Origin of the sequence: Yersinia sp. 2540 StPb PI, from assembly GCF_052217165.1 — a bacterium.
Taxonomy (GTDB): Bacteria; Pseudomonadota; Gammaproteobacteria; order Enterobacterales; family Enterobacteriaceae; genus Yersinia; species Yersinia enterocolitica_E.
Window position 1 is genome coordinate 4,819,168 of record NZ_JAZGQC010000001.1, and the last position, 21,600, is coordinate 4,840,767.

Consider the following 21,600-nt stretch of genomic DNA (forward strand, 5'->3'; position numbering starts at 1 on the left):
TTTACATTGAGGAGGGGGGCTATATACCCCCTCCCCTGATAAGTTATTTAGCGGCAAACAAGCAGATAGTTCGGGTTAACTCATACGATTTTACAAAGGAGCTAATTGGCAAAAATTCAAACGGTGAATGGAAGTTATGGGCTCCGGTGAAATAGTTTGGTGTCAATAACCCCTGAGTCGATAACGCTGCACCATCGGTACCACCACGCATTGGGATCACCTTAGGTTCAATATCCAACGCGGCCATGGCAGAGAAAATCAAATCAATCGCCTGGGTATCTTCGCCTATCGAGTTGCTGATATTGCTGTAAACGTCGGTGACTGAATGGCTGATTTTCGCTCGTGGATACTTCGCTGCAATCTGTGTAACCACCTCACCAATTCGCTGTTTGCGTGCCGCGAATAACGCATTATCAAAATCGCGAATCGCAATCTTCAGTTTGGCGTGATTGGGGTTGGCAACCATATCAGTAAACCAGACATACCCTTCCCGCCCTTCAGTATGTTCCGGTGTTTCCTGTGGGTCGAACTGACTGATAATGTCATAAGCTACGCGGATAGGGTTGATCAGCACATTTTTGGCAGACATAGGATGAGCCGTTACCCCAACAATATCAATTTCGGCTGAGGCGGCGTTAAAGTTCTCAAATACCACCTCCCCCAGTTCGCAACAATCAATGGTGTAGGCGAAATCAACATCAAACCGTGCCAGATCCAACGCTTTGGCACCGCGCAAACCAATCTCCTCATCCGGCACAAATGCCACCACGATATCCCCATGGCAATCATCGGCACTCAGGTTCTCCAACAGCGTCATCACCACCGTGACCGCCGCTTTATTATCCGCCCCCAACACGCTGGTGCCATCGCCAAAAATAATTTCTTCATCTTGGTAACGAAGGATTTCCGGGTGCTCTGATGTGCGCAGATAGATACCCTGTTCAGGATTCAGGCAGAGATCACTGCCGGTAAAGCGCAACCGCTGCGGGTGGATATCAGGCGATAAACCAACATCAACGGTATCAATATGCGTAATGAAACCAATTCGTGGTGCGGCGGGTTGGTTGCCGGGTTTACGGGCAGTTACCGTCGCATGGGCATCAATGACGATATCTTCCAATCCTAACTGGCGCAGTTCTTCCGCTAACATTTGCGCCATCTTATGCTGCCCGACCGTGCTGGGTAGCGTCATTGACGCGCCATCACTCTGGCTGCTCACCGCCAGATAACGGAAGAAACGTTGGGTCAGTTGTTCTGAGAGTGCCATTGTCATTTCTTATTCCTTATAGACTTAATTCATATCATCAGCATTGCAGGTAAACAGGGGATTAACTGCCCGCCGGATAGGTATACCCACTCTGGAATCCTAGCGGGATACCCAACCCCCAGAACAGATATAGCATCAGGGTTAATACAATGGTCAGCCCGAGAGTATAAGGCAACATCATGGCACAAAGCGTCCCAACCCCGGTTTTAGAGCAATACTGACGGCAATACATAATGATCAACGGATAAAAGGCAAACATCGGTGTCGAGATATTCACCGTTGAGCTAACACGGAAACTGGCCTGGGTCAGTTCAGGGGAGATACCGACTGCCATCAACATCGGGACTAATACCGGTGCCAGAATCGACCATTTGGATGAAGCCGATGTGATAATAATATCTAAGGCGCAAGACAGCAGAATCACCCCAAGAATAGTGAAACCGGCTGGCATTGCCAGGGTGCGCAGGAAATCCGCCCCAGAGATTGCCAACAACGTGCCGATATTGGAATGGCTGAATGAATAAAGAAACTGGGCGCAGAAGAAGCTGAACACTAAAAACGAAACCAATGAACGGGTAATATTTTCCATGCTACTGGTAACGTCTTTGGTGCTTTTGAAGGTACCGGCACTAAAACCATAAATCAGCCCGGGAATGGCAAACATAAAGAACAACAAGGGTACTATCGCCTGCATAATCGGTGCATCAGGGCGGGTCAGGCTGCCCTCGGGCGAGCGCAATAAGGAATTTTCCGGGTAAAGCGCAGCCGCCAGTCCAATCAGCATCAACAACATGGTCAACCCGGCTTTTTTAAACGCTTTACTCTCTTGAGGTGTCACTTTTTGCAGTTCATCACTGTTGTGGAGCACGCTGAGATCGTCATTTAATGGCATCGACTTAACCAGACGTGGCTCAACAATTTTCTCGGTAATAAACCAACACACCAAAATCACCGCAAAGGTGCTGCCAAAGCTCAGGAAATAGTTACACAACACATTGACGTTATAACTCGGGTCAATTATATGTGCCGCACCTTGGGTGAAGCCCTGCATGATCGGATCGATAATCGATGGCGTGTAACTGGCAGAAAATCCGCCGGCCAAACCTGCGAAAGCGGCGGCGATGCCCGCCAACGGATGGCGACCACTGGCATAGAACATCATGGCAGACACCGGCATCAAAATAACATACGCCGAGTCAGATGCGACGTGACTCACCACCCCGATAAATATTACTGCGGGTGTCAAAATTCGTTGTGGCGTAACGTTAAGCATCTTTTTCAGCATCACCTGAATAAAGCCACTGCCCTCAGCAATCCCGATCCCTAACGTTGCCACAATAGTGATAGCCAGTGGTGGGAAGTTGATAAAATTTTTGACCATAGTGGTAATAAAGGTCACCAACTCAACGGGTGCCAACATATTAGTCACTTTAATCTGATCACCCGTCAGAGGGTGGTAATAGTCGAAATTGATAAATGACAATGCAAAGGAGAGCGCCCAGCACACACCCAATGCATAAATAAATAACATAGTGATATCTGGCATCGCATTACCGATACGCTCGATGGTATTCAGTATTCCGGTCTGCCGGTTTTCCTGCGGTTCTATAGCTGACATATCCTGTCCTTTCCCTGTAAAGCGGCCGAGGCCAAAACGGACAAGAAATACACGTGACTTCCTGTCGCGAGAGAGTGATTGCGGGGTGTGGGAGAAAACAAAGCCAATATCTAACGGGGTGAAAAACTGATAAACCCTGTCAATACAAAACCAAGAGACCAAACTAACTTAATGAATAATATAATATTTTTATATTCAATTTTTTATAACAAAAATCTTAAATCGTCAATTTAATTTCATTACACATTTAATTTAATGCAATATTAAATATCATAATTTAGATAATGATATTAATTTAGCATCGTACAATACAGACAACTCAGCTTAATAAGCTGCCAACAAAATAAATTCAAAATATAAAACCAAAAGAATCAACTACAGCCACCACTGTCATTGATATTTTTCAGTACAGCTTTAACCATAAAAAACGGCACATACCTGATGATATGTGCCGCGGATGGCTTATAACGACTGGTTTCAGTTAGAAATTATATTTAACCCCTAACGTGATACTGCTGTCGCTGTAGCCATTATTACCCACTTGCTGGCCCACATTACCCCACAGATTCAGCTTGTTATTGATCTGGCCTTCGACACCCAATTTCAACTCAGCAATATTGGCTGCCCCCGCTTGCTTCACGGTTATACCATCGAGTGTGGTGCCAAAATCTTTGGTGTTATGGACCCAATTGGCCTCAACATATGGCTTAAATGCCGGAACGTTGGCTTTTTCAGCGGTCGGTATTGGGCTGATAAAGGCCTTCACACCCAAGCGGGTTTGAATGTTGTTATTCCCCTCGCCGGAGACTACTGTGCCATTGGTTTCTGTATGAGAATCTGCTTTCACCCCCATCCACACCACTTGAGCTTTTGGCTGAATAAAGTAATTTTGGTTAACACTCTGGCCCACTTTGAAGGCATAGCCACTCTCGACCGCAGCAGTGAACCCTTTCGAGTCATATTTCTCGGTGGTGAGATCTTGTCCATCAACCTGATTGTTAAACCAACTGTATTGCAGCCAGGTGTCAACATAAGCACCGGTATTATCCTGACTATCAGCAAACCATGTGCCATATACCCCCACACTGTAGCCATCTACCGAACCGTTGGACCGATAACCGGTTTCCTGTGCCACAGAAGAGCTGCTGCTATTGGCATAACCCGCCATAACCCCGACGCGCCACAGATCTTGTGTGTTGCGGCTCCATTGCGCCACATCACCCCCCAACTGCATCACATATCGGTTATCTTGCGTTTTCAATTCGCCACTGTCATCACGGGAACGGTTATGGCTACCTTCATTGCGTAACCACAGGCTGGTCGTTTTCTCTTCACCCGTAAAGACATCGGTATACACTGTTTCACCGGAGCGATCAGCTAAACTGGTAACAAACATTGAGTTGGCCGCAGCCAGGTTCGCGGTATAGCTTGCCGGTTCAGGGCGGCGCTCATCTGCTTGAGTGCGCAAATACCAGTCACCATCGGTCGGCGAGCTAACACCACCTTGATACAAGAAGTACTCATAGGCACCCGCCACAGCACGGCCATTCAGGGTAAACTGCCCGGCAGAATCGCCGCCGACATCAATGATTTTGATGCCCTCAGAGGTCCGCGCACCATTACCACCAATATTGTTCACGGTGACAAAACTTTGCCCTGCGGTATTGCCAGTAATCAACAGCCGATCGGTTACTGATGAATCACCGGCCAGAATAGTATTGAAGACCACAGTACCGTTATCGCCGGTATAATTACCATCAATAATGAAGGTCCCGAAATCGCCGCCGGTTAAGGCATTTGGCATAATCAGGTTGCCACGGTTTTCCACATTCCCTGTCACCTGGCCGTATCCACCTAATGAGCCGGTGTTAGTAATCAACACGTCACTGACCAGATTGACGACATTGGATGCCAGTGTGGCCACCAATGTACGGGCCAATGGTGACTCATTCACTGTCAGGGTCGAGGTGGCTGTTGAACTGCCCAGTTGCAGCAAACCGTTTTCAATCGTCGTCAAACTGGCACTGACTGTACCGCTATCAATTTTTACCGTGCCGCTGCCACGTTTAACCAATGTACCGCTACCGCTGATCGCGTTGGATAAATTCCAGACTGACGCCGTATCCAAGATTAGCTCACCGTTGTTTGCAACACTGCTGCTCCCCAGATTGCCTGCATTATTGGCGGTCAACACCGTCCCTGCGTCAGTGGTAAATAAGCCCGAATAGCCACTATTGTCTGCGGCCAGTTGGACATTAGCACTGTTGGAAAGTTGGACGTTGCCGCTACCCGCCAACGCGTTCAGCAGCACCCCGCTGGTATTATCCAGATTAAGCAGGCCGTTATTGTTAATCGCTCCCGAGCCTAGCCCTTGGACCTGATACAGATGTGCTGTCGCGCCACTGGCAATGTCAGTGCTGCCAGTAAAGCCACTATTAGCTTGAGTGATACTCAGTAAACCGCCGGCCAGATCCAGCTCACCAACGCCCGTCAATACGCCATCAACCTGCCCGCCATTAGTGACGGTTAACTTGCCGCTATTGAAGTCCAATGTACTGCCGGTTTCAGTGGCTAACTGACCCACCGTCTGCTGAGTCCCGTTGAGATCAACATTCGTCGCCGTGCTCATCGCCAGCAGAGAAGTTTGCCCCAGTGCTGAATCCGCAGCCAGACGGACATTGCCTGCACGCACCCATGTCGCGCCGGTATAGCTGTTGGTCGAATTCGATAACGATGCAATGCTGCCGTCATTAGCGGAAACAAAGGCCAGGTCGCCACTGCCCGTCACCTGAGCGGAGAGATCATTAGCCTGCGTACCATTGTTTGCCAAGGTTGCCGTTAATATCAGTGCGTCATTACCTGTGCTCTGCAATTCCAACGCCTTCAGCCCATAATTGACGTACAACCCATCAAAACCGGTCCCGGTGGTCATGCCGTAATTAAACGAACCCAGTGCCGCCGGTGAGAGTGCACCAGGGTTAGAAATAGACTGATAAACGGTCGCACTTAACGGGTCACCAAGTGCATCAGATAACGTCAGCTCATGCCCGGTTCCGGTCGCCGCGCCGGAGGCCAAGGTCACAATGATCTCCCCTTCATCCAGTTGCATCACCGACAAACCGCCAAGATCTGGTGTGACATTCGCCGGTAAATTAACCCGAACCTCACCGCCACCGGTGGTATCGATATTATTCGCCGTGAGGGTTCCTAAGGAGCTGATGATACCTGAGTTATCCACCAGATTATTAAACAGCAACGTACCGCCATTGAGCGCCAGCCCACCGATATTCTGTACACCGTCTGCCACCGAGGCCAGACTGCCGCTGGATAATTTCAGTGTGGAATTCGTCAAGGCTGTCGTATTCAAACCATCGATATTGAAAATGGTATTTTGCAAATTCACAATGCCGCTGAATGCGCCGCCCACTGAAGAGCCGAAATCAAATGCCGTGCTGGCATCATTCTTCGCCACATTCAGTGTGCCAGTGCCGGTCAGTGCATGGTCAAACAGCGCGATATCTGCCAGATTCAAGGTGGCATCCGTGATATCCACCGTGACCGCATTGTCGACGCCATTGCTGCTGGCCAGGGTCACATCACTGCCGCCGGTAACCTGCAAGATACCGCTGCCGGTGACCGTATTGCCAAAGGTGCCGTTAAAGCCGCTCAGCGCCAGAATATCCTGTGCGCCCGCCAGGGCCACAGAGGAAGCGGCCCCCAGATTATTGGTTGAGGCCACCGTCAATTTGCTGCTGTCCGCCAGCGCATACTGACCGAGGAAGCCACTGTTATTGCCGGTCAGCGACACATTCGCACCATTGTTGATATCAACAGTCGAATCCGCCACGCCGCTGAGGGCATTGGCAACCGCGCCGCTAAGGCCGTTCAGCACCAGATGCGAAGTGGCGGTATCCAGATTCACAGTAGCCGTCGAGGCTCCCAGATTACTGGCCTGCGTTACCGTTAATGCCCCTGTGGCACCGATATGGTGTGCGCCGCTAAAGCTATTCGTGCCAGTCAGGGTGATGGCAGCGTTGGTATTGATGTCGCCCGTGCCGCTCAGCACATTGGCCAGTGCCGCATTAGCCCCGTTCAGGTTTAAATCACCCAGCACATTAATGGCACTGCTGCCCAGCGTACCGGCCCCGTTCAGGGTTGCCGACGCGCCCGACGCAATCAGGGTCTGGCCGCTTAACCCGCTGTTGGCACCACTGACCGCCAAGTCACCGCCGTTGATGTTCAAGGTGCCGGCACCGGTTAAACCGCCGGTCGCCGTTGAGACTCCGCCCGAGCTGAGGTTCAGCGTACCGCCCGCAATATTCAGGCTATTGCTGTTGGTCAGCGCCCCCGAACTACTCAGTACGCCGCCCGTGCCCAACGTTACCGTACCAGCATTGGTCAGTGCGCCCACGGTTTGAGTGTGACCGTTGATGTTGGCGCTGGCACCGCTGGCGATATCCAGTAATGACGTCTGACCAAAGGCACCGTTAGCCCCCAGGATCAGCTCACCGGCATTGACCGTGGTCGTGCCCTGATAGCTGTTACTGCCGTTGGCCAGCGTCAGCGACCCATTGGTGGCATCCACCTGCAAACCGCCCACCCCTGATACCAGTGCATTCAGCTCTTTATTCGAGGTCGCGCTGCTGTCTGTTGCCAGCAACAAGGCATCGGCACCGTCTGTTAACAGTTCCAGCGCGCTCAGGCTGTAATTGACATACAAACCATTACCACCGCTGCCGTCGCTGCTGGTCAGACCGTAATTATGGGTGGCATTAGCTACCGTCGTCCCGCCCTGCAAGATGGCAGAGACCACGCCTTGCGCGGTGTCGGTGACCGTCGTGCCGTTGATCATCAGATTAAGACCGCTGGCCGCCCCACTCACCGTACCGGCATTAATCAGCTCCAGCATAATATCGCCCCGATCCTGATCGAGGATCGACAGATTCGGTGCCAGCACCGGATTCTGGTTAGTCCAACTGTCAGTGCCCGTCACGCTGATGGTGCCGCTGTTCAGCGCCAGATCAGTGACCGTCACCACACCGCTGGCCTGTGACTGCGGCGCTGCCCCGTCAAAAATCAGGGTGCCGCCACTCAGATCCAAGCCGTGCAACGTGCGATCATCCGTACCGACGGTGGTCACGTTATTGGCTGAGAGTTGCAGTGTGGCATTTGCCAGCGCGGCAGTATTGCCCGCGTTTAACGCAAAGGTCGAGTTCGCCAGGTTCACAATGCCGCTGAATGCGCCGCCCACTGAAGAGCCGAAATCAAATGCGGTGCTGGCATCATTCTTCGCCACATTCAGTGTGCCAGTGCCGGTCAGTGCATGGTCAAACAGCGCGATATCAGCCAGATTCAAGGTGGCATCCGTGATATCCACCGTGACCGCATTGTCGACACTGTTGGTGTTATTCAGGGTCACATCACTGCTGTCGGTGACCTGCAAGATACCGCTGCCGGTGACCGTATTGCCAAAGATGCCGTTAAAGCCACTCAGCGCCAGAATATCCTGTGCGCCCGCCAGGGCCACAGAGGAAGCGGCCCCCAGATTATTGGTTGAGGCCACCGTCAATTTGCTGCTGTCCGCCAGCGCATATTGACCGAGGAAGCCGCTGTTATTGCCGGTCAGCGACACATTCGCACCATTGTTGATATCAACAGTCGAATCCGTCACGCCGCTGAGGGCATTGGCAACCGCGCCGCTAAGACCGTTCAGCACCAGATGCGAAGTGGCGGTATCCAGATTCACAGTAGCCGTCGAGGCTCCCAGATTACTGGCCTGCGTTACCGTTAATGCCCCTGTGGCACCGATATGGTGTGCGCCGCTAAAGCTATTCGTGCCAGTCAGGGTGATGGCAGCGTTGGTATTGATGTCGCCCGTGCCACTCAGCACATTGGCCAGTGCCGCATTAGCCCCATTCAGGTTTAAATCACCCAGCACATTAATGGCACTGCTGCCCAGCGTACCGGCCCCGTTCAGGGTTGCCGACGCGCCCGACGCAATCAGGGTCTGGCCGCTTAAGCCGCTGTTGGCACCACTGACCGCCAAGTCACCGCCGTTGATGTTCAAGGTGCCGGCACCGGTTAAACCGCCGGTCGCCGTTGAGACTCCGCCCGAGCTGAGGTTCAGCGTACCGCCAGTGATATCAAGGATACTGCTGTTGGACAGCACGCCGCTGTTCAGCACCCCGCCCGTGCCCAGCGTTACCGTACCAGCATTGGTCAGTGCGCCCACGGTTTGAGTATGACCGTTGATGTTGGCGCTGGCACCGCTGGCGATATCCAGTAATGACGTCTGACCAAAGGCACCGTTAGCCCCCAGGACCAGTTCACCGGCATTGACCGTGGTCGTACCCTGATAGCTGTTACTGCCGTTGGCCAGCGTCAGCGCCCCATTGGTGGCATCCACCTGCAAACCGCCCACCCCTGATACCAGTGCATTCAGCTCTTTATTCGAGGTCGCACTGCTGTCTGTTGCCAGCAACAAGGCATCGGCACCGTCTGTTAACAGTTCCAGCGCGCTCAGGCTGTAATTGACATACAAACCATTACCACCGCTGCCGTCGCTGCTGGTCAGACCGTAATTATGGGTGGCATTAGCTACCGTCGTCCCGCCCTGCAAGATGGCAGAGACCACGCCTTGCGCGGTGTCGGTGACCGTCGTGCCGTTGATCATCAGATTAAGACCGCTGGCCGCCCCACTCACCGTACCGGCATTAATCAGCTCCAGCATAATATCGCCCCGATCCTGATCGAGGATCGACAGATTCGGTGCCAGCACCGGATTCTGGTTAGTCCAACTGTCAGTGCCCGTCACGCTGATGGTGCCGCTGTTCAGCGCCAGATCAGTGACCGTCACCACACCGCTGGCCTGTGACTGCGGCGCTGCCCCGTCAAAAATCAGGGTGCCGCCACTCAGATCCAAGCCGTGCAGCGTGCGATCATCCGTACCGACGGTGGTCACGTTATTGGCTGAGAGTTGCAGTGTGGCATTTGCCAGCGCGGCAGTGTTGCCCGCGTTTAACGCAAAGGTCGAGTTCGTCAGGTTCACAATGCCGCTGAATGCGCCGCCCACTGAAGAGCCGAAATCAAATGCCGTGCTGGCATCATTCTTCGCCACATTCAGTGTGCCAGTGCCGGTCAGTGCATGGTCAAACAGCGCGATATCAGCCAGATTCAAGGTGGCATCCGTGATATCCACCGTGACCGCATTGTCGACGCCATTGCTGCTGGTCAGGGTCACATCGCTGCTGTCGGTGACCTGCAAGATACCGCTGCCGGTGACCGTATTGCCAAAGGTGCCGTTAAAGCCACTCAGCACCAGAATATCCTGTGCGCCCGCCAGGGCCACAGAGGAAGCGGCCCCCAGATTATTGGTTGAGGCCACCGTCAATTTACTGCTGTCCGCCAGCGCATACTGACCGAGGAAGCCACTGTTATTGCCGGTCAGCGACACATTCGCACCATTGTTGATATCAACAGTCGAATCCGTCACACCGCTGAGGGCATTGGCAACCGCGCCGCTAACACCGTTCAGCACCAGATGGGAGGTGGCGGTATCCAGATTCACAGTAGCCGTCGAGGCTCCCAGATTACTGGCCTGCGTTACCGTTAATGCCCCTGTGGCACCGATATGGTGTGCGCCGCTAAAGCTATTCGTGCCAGTCAGGGTGATGGCAGCGTTGGTATTGATGTCGCCCGTGCCGCTCAGCACATTGGCCAGTGCCGCATTAGCCCCGTTCAGGTTTAAATCACCCAGCACATTAATGGCACTGCTGCCCAGCGTACCGGCCCCGTTCAGGGTTGCCGACGCGCCCGACGCAATCAGGGTCTGGCCGCTTAAGCCGCTGTTGGCACCACTGACCGCCAAGTCACCGCCGTTGATGTTCAAGGTGCCGGCACCGGTTAAACCGCCGGTCGCCGTTGAGACTCCGCCCGAGCTGAGGTTCAGCGTACCGCCAGTGATATCAAGGATACTGCTGTTGGACAGCACGCCGCTGTTCAGCACCCCGCCCGTGCCCAGCGTTACCGTACCGATATTGGTTAGCCCGCCGACAGTCTGGCTGTGGCCGTTGAGATTAGTGTTGGTGCCCGCCGCGGTTGTTAATCCAGAGGTCTGTCCCAGCGCATTATCGCTGCCCAGATTCAAGATGCCGCCATTCACCAATGTGCTACCGGTGTAATCGTTCGTGGCATTGTTCAGCGTCATTTCGCTGTTATCAGCGCCAATAGCTAAATTACCCGTACCAGTCACTTTCGCCAGCAAGGTGTGATCAGCATTCACCGCGCCCTGTGACGTCAGCGTCAAACTTTGGCCGGAAAGTAACGTCAACTGAGTCAGACTTGACGTCACACTTAAGCCACCGCCATTGCCCGATAATCCGTAGTTATAAAGTGCCTCAGCAACTATATTGCTCCCCTGAATAATATCTTCAGTTGTGCCATTACCCAGGCTATTACCCAAACTGTCTTGTAATGTCAGGAGCGCCAACTCAGGTGTAGAGAGCGTATTATTACTGCTGATTAATTGGGCTGAACTGCCAGTGTCCTGATCAAGTAAATTCCCGCCAGTGGTGAGAGCCGGATCAACTTGAATGGTACTGCTATTCGTCACCGCCAACGTGTCAGTGACGATTAAGCTGCCAGAGCCAAATACTGTCGTCGCACCATTTAGGGTAAAGTTACCCAGTATCTGATTGCCACTGCCTACGGTCATCAACGTACCGCCAGAGGCCACAAACAACGCATTGCCCAATGTGCTGGTATTATCGCCACTCAGGGCAAAAACAGTGTTTTCCATATCAATCGTACCGGCGAATGCCGTGCCAGTATTAACACCAAAATTGAAAATGTTATTGGCAGTATCAATGTTCAGTGTGCCAGTGCCGGTCAGTGCATGGTCAAACAGCGCGATATCAGCCAGATTCAAGGTGGCATCCGTGATATCCACCGTGACCGCATTGTCGACGCCATTGCTGCTGGTCAGGGTCACATCGCTGCTGTCGGTGACCTGCAAGATACCGCTGCCGGTGACCGTATTGCCAAAGATGCCGTTAAAGCCACTCAGCGCCAGAATATCCTGTGCGCCCGCCAGGGCCACAGAGGAAGCGGCCCCCAGATTATTGGTTGAGGCCACCGTCAATTTGCTGCTGTCCGCCAGCGCATACTGACCGAGGAAGCCACTGTTATTGCCGGTCAGCGACACATTCGCACCATTGTTGATATCAACAGTCGAATCCGCCACGCCGCTGAGGGCATTGGCAACCGCGCCGCTAAGGCCGTTCAGCACCAGATGCGAAGTGGCGGTATCCAGATTCACAGTAGCCGTCGAGGCTCCCAGATTACTGGCCTGCGTTACCGTTAATGCCCCTGTGGCACCGATATGGTGTGCGCCGCTAAAGCTATTCGTGCCAGTCAGGGTGATGGCAGCGTTGGTATTGATGTCGCCCGTGCCGCTCAGCACATTGGCCAGTGCCGCATTAGCCCCGTTCAGGTTTAAATCACCCAGCACATTAATGGCACTGCTGCCCAGCGTACCGGCCCCGTTCAGGGTTGCCGACGCGCCCGACGCAATCAGGGTCTGGCCGCTTAACCCGCTGTTGGCACCACTGACCGCCAAGTCACCGCCGTTGATGTTCAAGGTGCCGGCACCGGTTAAACCGCCGGTCGCCGTTGAGACTCCGCCCGCCGCCAAATTCAGTGTCCCGCCCGCAATATTCAGGCTATTGCTGTTGGTCAGCGCCCCCGAACTACTCAGCACCCCGCCCGTGCCCAGCGTTACCGTACCGATATTGGTTAGCCCGCCGACAGTCTGGCTGTGACCGTTGAGATTAGTGTTGGTGCCCGCCGCGGTTGTTAATCCAGAGGTCTGTCCCAGCGCATTATCGCTGCCCAGATTCAAGATGCCGCCATTCACCAATGTGCTACCGGTGTAATCGTTCGTGGCATTGTTCAGCGTCATTTCGCTGTTATCAGCAGCGATAGATAAATTACCGCTACCAGTCAGTTGAGCAGTCAGCAGTTTATTGGTATCCAATGCGCCCTGTGACGTCAGCGTTAATGTCTGCCCGGAGATTATTGCCAACCGAGTCAGCACAGAGGTTATGCTCAAGCCGCTACCTACGCCGGATAAGGCATAGTTATAAAGGGCTTGTGCTACCGTATTCACCCCCTGAATAACACTCATTGAAGTATCAGGACCTAAACTCGCACCCGACAAATCCATGAGTGTCAGTCGCGCCAAATCTGTTGCTGATAGGGTATTGCTACTGTCAATTAACTTGACTGAGCTGCCAGTGTCTTGATCGAGTATGTTTCCGGCGATACTCATGGCCGGATCGACTCTGATATTGCTGTCGTTTGTCACCGCCAACGTGTCGGCAGTAATTAAACTGCCATTAGAAAATGCAGAGGTACCGCCGTTGAGAATAAAATTACCTATCGCCTGATTGCTATTATCCACCGCAACCAGAGTCCCCGCAGACACAATAAAGGAGGCATTGCTCAATGCGCCTGTATTATCACCACTCAGGGTGAAAACAGTGTTTTTCATATCAATCGTACCGGCGAATCCAGTGCCTGTATTAGCACCAAAATTGAAGGTGTTATTCGCGGTATCAATATTTAATAAACCGGTTCCCAACAGGGAGTTGTTATACGTCGCCACACCATTCAAATTCAGTGTGCCGTCCAGTGAAAGGTTACTCGTCCCCAACTGATTGCTGTTGCTGACTGTTAGAGTACCGCTCTGATTCACCTGCCAATCGCCAGCAAAAGTACTGGCCTGGCTCAACGAAACATTAGCACCGTTATCAACAATGGCTAAACCATCCCCGGCGGCAACATGGCCTAATGAGGCGTTCAGTGTGCTATTGAATGTGCTGCCAAAAAGTAACTCACTGCTCGCGCTGATATTAATTGCCCCGCTACCGATATTATCGTCAAAATTCAGGGTAATTTGGCTATCGATAAGATTGATATTGGTAAAGCCCTGTAACGACGTACCACTCGCCAGAGAATCAAATGAGTTATTGAAGTTCAGGGTATTTGAGCCACTACCGGCATTTAGAGCACCTAAATAAGTGCTCCCCAGCGTCATATTATTAAGAGTAAAAGTATCGTCGCCTGTGCCTGTTGTAATGGAGGATACCTGTGCACCATTCTCGATAGTGACATTGTTATTCCCGTCACCCAGATTAATCGCACCATTACTTTGCGATGTGCTACCAAGAGCTAATGTATCGCTGCCGGAACCTGTGGTTAATGATCCATTCAATATCGAGTTATTATTGATTATATTTGCCGCTGTTCCGGCAAATGTCACCGCACCATTAATCGTCCCGTTATTATTCAATGTCTTTGCAGTGGTGCCTGCGAAATTAATCGCCGTTGCACCCGTTGCATTGATCAGGGTATTCACACCAATGGTGGTCGCCGTTCCTGCACCATCGGCTACTTGCAGCCCGGTGCCAGCACTGTCGGTCACATTAATGTCCAAATACGCATTACTGAGATCGACCCCACCAACAGAACTTATCCCGGTCCCCGCACCTGTCACATTAATAATATTATTGCCATTAACACTGTTGGCAAATGTCAGACCGGCCAGGCTATTTAGCGCAGTGCCCGTCACCGTGTTGAAGATGATATGGTTTAATGCCAGATTAACACCCGCCGCCTTTGAGAAAGCGACACCGGTACCATTCAGATTAAGAATCAAGTCAGTCAAAACATGGCTATTGCTAGTGCCAGCAAAAGTTAACGCATTCGCCGCACCCGTCGTGGTTATCGCCCCCCCATCATATTTAGCAACGCATTGGTTAGAACATTAATACCTGTTCCGGCACTGGCACTCACTGTGCCACCAGTATTATCAATATTGATTGTTTGTGCCGTGGCAGCTGAAACTGCAATCCCCGCCGTGGTGCTAGTAATCGAACCACTGTTGGTCAAACTAGCCGTGCCACTGCCATTATGGGTAAGGACTATCCCGGCAGTAGTACTGTTAATCGTGCCCGCGTTAGTGACATTGACCGTCCCACTACCGGTATCAGTGACACTGATACCGGTTGCTTTTCTGATAGTACCCTCAGCCTCATTACGAACGACCACATTGCCCGATGAGCCAGCACTGATATTAATCCCGGTGCCCGCGGTGGTATTTTGCGTGCCATCAGAGATGGTCGCCGCTGAACGGATATAAATATTCCCCGTCCCTGCAAGGGTTTTGCTGGCAATAATCCCATCATTGGCCGCTCCGGCAGCAACAACAAGATTTGAGCCCGCGGCCAGATTGTAGATAACATCATTAGGCGAGGCCGGACCATTGTAAATATATGAAGTTGTAGTCGTACTGGGGGCATTACTGATGACATCGCCCGCCAAGTTATTCATGTTAATCACTGCACCGGAACCAAATAATCCGGTAACCGGATTATAAGAACCTATCTGTACACCATAGTTAGCCACCCCTAACGGGTTTTGGCTATCGATAGTCAGGGTTAATTTGGCACCATCATCAATCATATAGTTATACGAGGCCACGCCAACACCAACAACACCGGGTCCATTAGTGAGCCGCGTGCCCGTAATATTAACATCGGCACCATTGGCAAAATGGAGCACGCTATTCGCTGCTGTATCATTACTCCAGAATACCGCCGGATAATCAGGGCTTGTTATCCCTGTTAAGTTGAAATGTCCCGTAAATGTAATATTACTGCCTAAAACTGATTGTCTATAAGTGCCGAAATTTAAGGTGATAGGCTGGGTAATATTGCCGAATATCACTCTACCGATCTTATTGGCTGCGACCGCAGCGCTATCAACACCCATCGCAACCAGTTTTCCATTGGGTACTGAGTTAATGTTATCCAAAGTGACGTCTAACCGAGTCGTGTCGTCTTGTACATACACCAGTCGGGAAACTATACCGCTTGTGATCGCAAGCGTTGACGTAATGTCGCCAAAGTTGACGAGTTGGAACGTTGCATTTTGCGAACTCCAGGCGGCATTATTTGTGGTTCCCGCCGCCATGAGGAAAGCAAAGTTCGCGTAGTTTAAGTTATAGCCACCACCATCAATCACCAGATTCTGCCGGGCATTTGCGGCTTGGTTTACTGTGATCCCCCCAGCATATGCGGTTGCAAGATTGATATCTGCTGTCAATAGGATCGTGGTCGCAGTACTTCCCGCCCCCGCACTACTTAATGCCGCGACTAAACCTGCCGCGGTTGATACCGTCACGCAGTTTGTGCCCATAGCAGCACAATCGCCGACACTGATAGCAAAAGCCGGTTGAATACCAAACACCCCCATCACGGCGGCGGCTACAATAGCTATTTTAGGAGAAAGATGTTTACCTGATTTCTCAAGTAAAGATGTGGCTGTGGAGCCTCGCTGGGTAGTTTTTGATTTTTGTTTTCCCTTGGCAAACTCACCGACCGCAACCCATATACTCAAGGATATATTCCAAATAACTTTAAAAATTGCATTCATATATATCCTTAAAAGATTAAAATCTTATTGAAAGTGTATTGATGACATCGCACCTTACAAATCAGACGAGAGAGGAAACCGTCATAAACTAATGATTCAATAAGTAAGCGGTTTTCGTTTAGAGGAGAGAGTCCCAGGCTATCAGTCGGCGAACACACCCGAGGTGCTTCGTTTTAAATCCAGCCAGCTAAAGACTAAAATAAAGTTAACATCCAACATACCTTATCTATATATCTTTATTTATACGTATATTTAAAAAATAGAACAAGATTTGTCCCATAATAAAATATATTGCAATGATTATTTTTATCGGAATAAAAACCTACATTTAAATTAAAAATAAGAATTTAAATCCAACTTAAGAAAAATATCAAAATCAATCACCAACCAGACTTCAATTTCCAGATGTATATTTTTTATTGATTATCATAAAAAAAAGATTTATCACACAAAGAAAGAGAATAATCCTACGAGGCATTAGGAATTACATTACTTTAATTACAATGTATAGTCCCATTAATCTTATATAAAATACGCTATTCGTGTTCTATGAACACAAGATTAATTCTTGATATTTCTCTATTTTAAAGATAAAAAAACAGGGGTGGGTGATAAGAGAAAAGAATAATATCAGCGAACCTTACCAAATCATCAGTACCGTAGACGTAATCTGGAGGGTGTTTACTTATTCCTACTCATCATTTTTATCTACGGTATCGCATCAGACTATCGGCACACATCACCTAATAAAAGAGTGCTAAGCGAGTATGCCCAGAGGAATTTAATCCAGCCAGTCAGCGAGGATCTGCTGCGTCGTTTTTACTGTGATACGGTTCCCCGGAATGGACAGCTCAGACCAAACCTCATTATGTTGCGCGATAAGCTGCTGAGCCGTGACATATTTCCGGTCCGCAGTGGTATGGGCATCAGAAGCGATGGTCAGAGCATACCCTTTACTGGCGGCAATTTTGATGGTGGTATCAACACAGTAATCCGTGGCACAACCACAAATAGTCAGATGAGTAGCCCCTAGCTGGGCAATAATAGTGTCGAGCGAGGTAAGATAAAACGAATCACACGCTGTTTTGGTAACAGAAATAGCATTCTGCGGGTAATGTAATTCCGGTAGCAGTTGCCACAATTCACTCCCTTGTGTCATTTCATCTTCTGCATGCTGTATGAAAATGACTTGGTCAGCATGGTCGATCAACTGATTAATACGAACGACGCGACCTTCACGATCAAAACGTGGATTAGCAAAAACCCCATTTTGCATATCAATGACAATAACAACATGTTCTCTGGTCACCGCCAACCTCTACAATGTATGTGGACCCGCTGTTAAGCTACAAAGGCCTTAGGGGAAAAGCCTATGCTAAGTTAAAGATCCTGACTTACACAATGGCCTAATCATACAAAACCTAATGAAAAACAACTTGATCTCGACCACCATTCTTCGCTCGGTAGAGCGCTTTGTCGGCTGACTTAATCGCATCATCAAATGAGGTGTCTTTAACATATAAAGCGGCACCGATAGATATCGTAATGTTGAGAGAGTGGTTGTCCGGTGTAATAAACAGCGTATCGCGGATATGTGTAGTTATCCGCACCAAGATCTCACTGGCAATTCTGTTATCTGCGGTATGTATTAACAGCAAAAATTCTTCACCGCCATACCGCGCCAGAAAATCATTTCCTCTAATCACTGACGTTAGTTCCTGGGCGATATCATATAAAATTTTATCACCGGCAGAATGTCCATGATTATCATTAACCCTTTTAAAAAAATCTATATCAATCAAAGCAATAAAGCAGTCCTTATGCGTTTCTCTAAAATTATCCAAATGGTGATTAATACTGAATCTATTAGGTAATTTAGTCAGTTGATCCGTCGAGGATTGGAATTGCAAAATAGAGAATTTACTAAACGTTTTTTGAAAGCGGCTAAAAATAAAATAGAGTATCGAGAGTAAAATAATGCTCATCGCGGATTTAAATATTGAACGGGGAAGGTATCCTAAAGAGATTAGTCGTTCAAAATTCAAAGCAATATTTATACATTGTGGAATGAAAACCGAAAGGAAAAAAGTAGAATATCTTTTATTATCCCAAATTTTTAGCGCTATAGATAAAAACATGAAAGACATAATGAAAATATCATAAAATGGCGACAATCCAAATACAAATACTGTATGGATAGCATAGCTTATCAATAAGGGGATTGGGCCAAAAATTAATGCTGTCAGAACAATAGGGCTAATAATTAACCCATAAAGTGTCGTGCTAGTTTGGTTATGAAAATCAGCAAGATAGGTTGCAGTAAAACCGGCAATCACGCCCATTAGAATTTTATAATGTAACTGATTAGGTTTTTTTCTGGTAATAATATAAAGATAAGGTAATGATATGCAAAGATAGATAATACAGACCGCATTAAAGGAACTTGTCAAAACACTCTGCATCAATTGAAACATAATATAATCTTCTACACTTAATGAACTCGGCTATAGAAGGCAGGTAGCCAAGTAAACAGAAAAAGGAAAGTTATAACGCGTGCGGACAGGTTTCCTTTAATTTTACGTATTTTCACCATAAAGGAGCGAACTATATCGTAAAAATAATAATTTATAAATAATTATATTTCTCTTGGCCATTTCGTTTAGCATAACGTAAACTTAATATCACTTACGCCAGGTATTATCCCTCGCCATAAGGAGTATAAACAGGATTTAATAATTTAAAAAATACTCGCGAGTGGCAAGAAAAACATCTATTATTCCAGCCACGAGGAAATAAAAAACCAGCCGCTAAGCTGGTTATTATTATTATTCTGTCGATTGTTAAAATTTGCCGTTAAGTCGTTTATTTTTTTAGTTGCAATGTTGTCATGCAGGTTTGGCTTTCAGCTTGGGTCGCAAAAGGTGATACAGCTTTGAGACCTTGATAACTCACTTCGATAGTCCCCTCAGTATTGCGTGGCAACCACACACCAATAAAACCATTCTGATAGCTGGTCAGTGTATCTTGCAGGATAACTTTCCCGGTTTTATCGGTAATTTTCACATCAAATGCGCTATTCGCCAATTCACCACGACAGCCAGACAAACTGTGATTGAAGCATGGGTGAGTTTGGTTTACATAGGGGGCGAATGAGAGATAGAACTTATCACCCAAGGGGAAAGAATACCGCTGTTGTTCATCGGATAAGGTGAGTTCAGCACTCGTTACCGAAGCTGAATATGCCAAAGGGCGTTCTTGTTTGGATTGATCGATGGTCTCAATCATTTGCTCAGTGGTTTTTCCCGCTAAGCCATGTTGAGCCAAAAATTCCGTTTGTGTCGTCGCCGCGGCGAAATGGCTAAAAGTGACCGCAGCTAAAGCAACAATAGCCAGTCGAGCTGTTGTTGCAAATGTCTTTTTCACTGTCATGGTATCCTTCCAGTAAGAGGAAATGTTCTAGATAAGTTGGAATAATGACTGATAATCTAAACCCTCCCCTTGGGGGAGGGTCAAAGACAGATTTGAATAGAAAGGTAAACCATTGTATAGAAATGAATTTTATTGATATAAATCAAATTAACACTCTGACGTACCCCTCAAAACTGATTAATTAATATCAGGATGTTGTGCGATCAGATTCTTTCTCTTTTTCTCAAGTTCGGCTATTTCTTGATCAATGTCGTCAATATTGTGTTCGATATGATCATGGTGTTCCTGCAATATCTCTCTGGCCTCCGCCCGATCAGACGCGGCTGGCGTCGCCCCTTTCAGTGGCATATTGGCAGTCTCTTTCATAAATACTCCAGTAACCAAACCAATAACCGCCACCACCATTAAGTAATAAGCGGGCATAAACAGATTTTGCGTTGTTTCAACCAACCACGCTGCGGCCGTTGGTGTCAGCCCTGCAACCAACACCGACACATTAAACGCGATAGCTAATGCGCTGTAGCGGATATGGGTTGGGAACATTGCGGGTAATATTGAGGCCATCACCCCCGTAAAACAGTTAAGCAAAATAGCCAGGATCAACAAACCACAAAATATCAAACCGATAATGCCGCTATTAATCAAAATAAAGCTGGGAATAGCGAGAATAAACAGCCCAATACTGCCACAAATAACAAAAGGTCTACGGCCAAATTTATCGCTCATTAATCCCATCACAGGCTGGACGAATAACATACCCAGCATGATTGCAATGATAATCAATACACCATGATCTTCAGAATAATGCAGACTATGGGATAGGTAGCTTGGCATGTAGGTCAGTAGCATGTAATAGGTGACGTTGGTGGCAATAACCATCCCGACACAGATAATCAGGCTCTTCCATTGTTTAGTTAAAATCTCACGGAAAGAAACCTTAGGTGGCTCGGCAATATTGTGGCGTGAATCATTATCAATTTTATCGACGTGCTGTTGAAAGGTCGGTGTCTCTTCAAGTGCATGACGCAAATAGATACCGATTAATCCTAATGGCGCAGCAACGAAAAACGGAATACGCCACCCCCACTCAAGGAAACTGGCTTCACCCACAATGCTCGAAATGAGCAGAACGACTCCAGCGCCTAATACGAAACCTGCAATGGAACCAAAATCCAACCAACTGCCAAGAAAACCACGTTTTCTATCGGGTGAATATTCAGCCACAAAAATAGCGGCTCCGGTATATTCGCCACCAACCGAAAAACCCTGTGCCAGTTTTGCCAATAACAATAATATCGGTGCCCAAATACCTATCGAGGCATAAGAGGGAATCAGACCAATACAGAAGGTGCTGACCGACATAATAATGATGGTGACAGACAGAACTTTTTGCCGCCCATATTTATCACCTAACGCACCAAAGAATAAGCCACCAAGGGGCCGAACCAAGAAAGGAACGGAAAAAGTCGCCAGTGCAGCAATCATCTGAATACCGGGATCAGCGCCGGGGAAAAATACCTGGCCAAGTGCAAAAGCGACAAAACCATACACCCCGAAATCGAACCACTCCATGGCGTTGCCCAACGCCGCTGCGGTGATTGCCTTCTTCAGTTTTGCATCATCAATGATTGTAATATCATTGAGTTGCATAGGTTTAACACTCTTTCTTCGTAGTCCCATTGTTTCTTCCTTATGTTCCCAATAGCTCCACTGCATAAAGCATGAAAATGATGACGCGGAGTAATACCTGTTAAAAAATTCAAATTTAGTGAGATATTTATAAGAATAGTTG

At 48.9% G+C, this 21,600-nt stretch carries 8 protein-coding genes; all 8 read right to left on the reverse strand.

What is annotated here, in order from left to right; all coding sequences use genetic code 11:
• Positions 1 to 43: 43 nt before the first annotated feature.
• A complete protein-coding gene (pepT, locus tag V1956_RS22565; protein WP_372560551.1) occupies positions 44 to 1,273 on the reverse strand; it encodes a peptidase T in 1,230 nt (409 codons plus the stop codon).
• A 55-nt stretch (positions 1,274 to 1,328) separates the two neighbouring features.
• The gene (locus V1956_RS22570) at positions 1,329 to 2,885 is read right to left on the reverse strand and encodes an AbgT family transporter (RefSeq protein ID WP_420072245.1); all 1,557 of its coding nucleotides are present in this window, start codon (positions 2,883 to 2,885) and stop codon (positions 1,329 to 1,331) included.
• Between the two features lie 481 nt (positions 2,886 to 3,366).
• The gene (locus V1956_RS22575; protein ID WP_442825725.1) at positions 3,367 to 14,610 is read right to left on the reverse strand and encodes an autotransporter outer membrane beta-barrel domain-containing protein; all 11,244 of its coding nucleotides are present in this window, start codon (positions 14,608 to 14,610) and stop codon (positions 3,367 to 3,369) included.
• 56 nt (positions 14,611 to 14,666) lie between these two features.
• On the reverse strand, positions 14,667 to 16,379 hold the full coding sequence (locus V1956_RS22580) for an ESPR-type extended signal peptide-containing protein (protein WP_442825726.1): 1,713 nt from the start codon (positions 16,377 to 16,379) through the stop codon (positions 14,667 to 14,669).
• Between the two features lie 781 nt (positions 16,380 to 17,160).
• A complete protein-coding gene (locus V1956_RS22585) occupies positions 17,161 to 17,688 on the reverse strand; it encodes an isochorismatase family protein (protein ID WP_372560549.1) in 528 nt (175 codons plus the stop codon).
• A 112-nt stretch (positions 17,689 to 17,800) separates the two neighbouring features.
• A complete protein-coding gene (locus V1956_RS22590; RefSeq protein WP_372560548.1) occupies positions 17,801 to 18,853 on the reverse strand; it encodes a GGDEF domain-containing protein in 1,053 nt (350 codons plus the stop codon).
• Between the two features lie 388 nt (positions 18,854 to 19,241).
• Complete coding sequence (cueP, locus tag V1956_RS22595; protein ID WP_420075314.1) at positions 19,242 to 19,802, reverse strand: copper-binding periplasmic metallochaperone CueP; 561 nt, start codon at positions 19,800 to 19,802, stop codon at positions 19,242 to 19,244.
• A gap of 183 nt (positions 19,803 to 19,985) precedes the next feature.
• Entirely contained in the window at positions 19,986 to 21,488 is a 1,503-nt protein-coding gene (gene proP / locus V1956_RS22600) for a glycine betaine/L-proline transporter ProP (protein ID WP_372560546.1), read from the reverse strand.
• Positions 21,489 to 21,600: the final 112 nt, after the last annotated feature.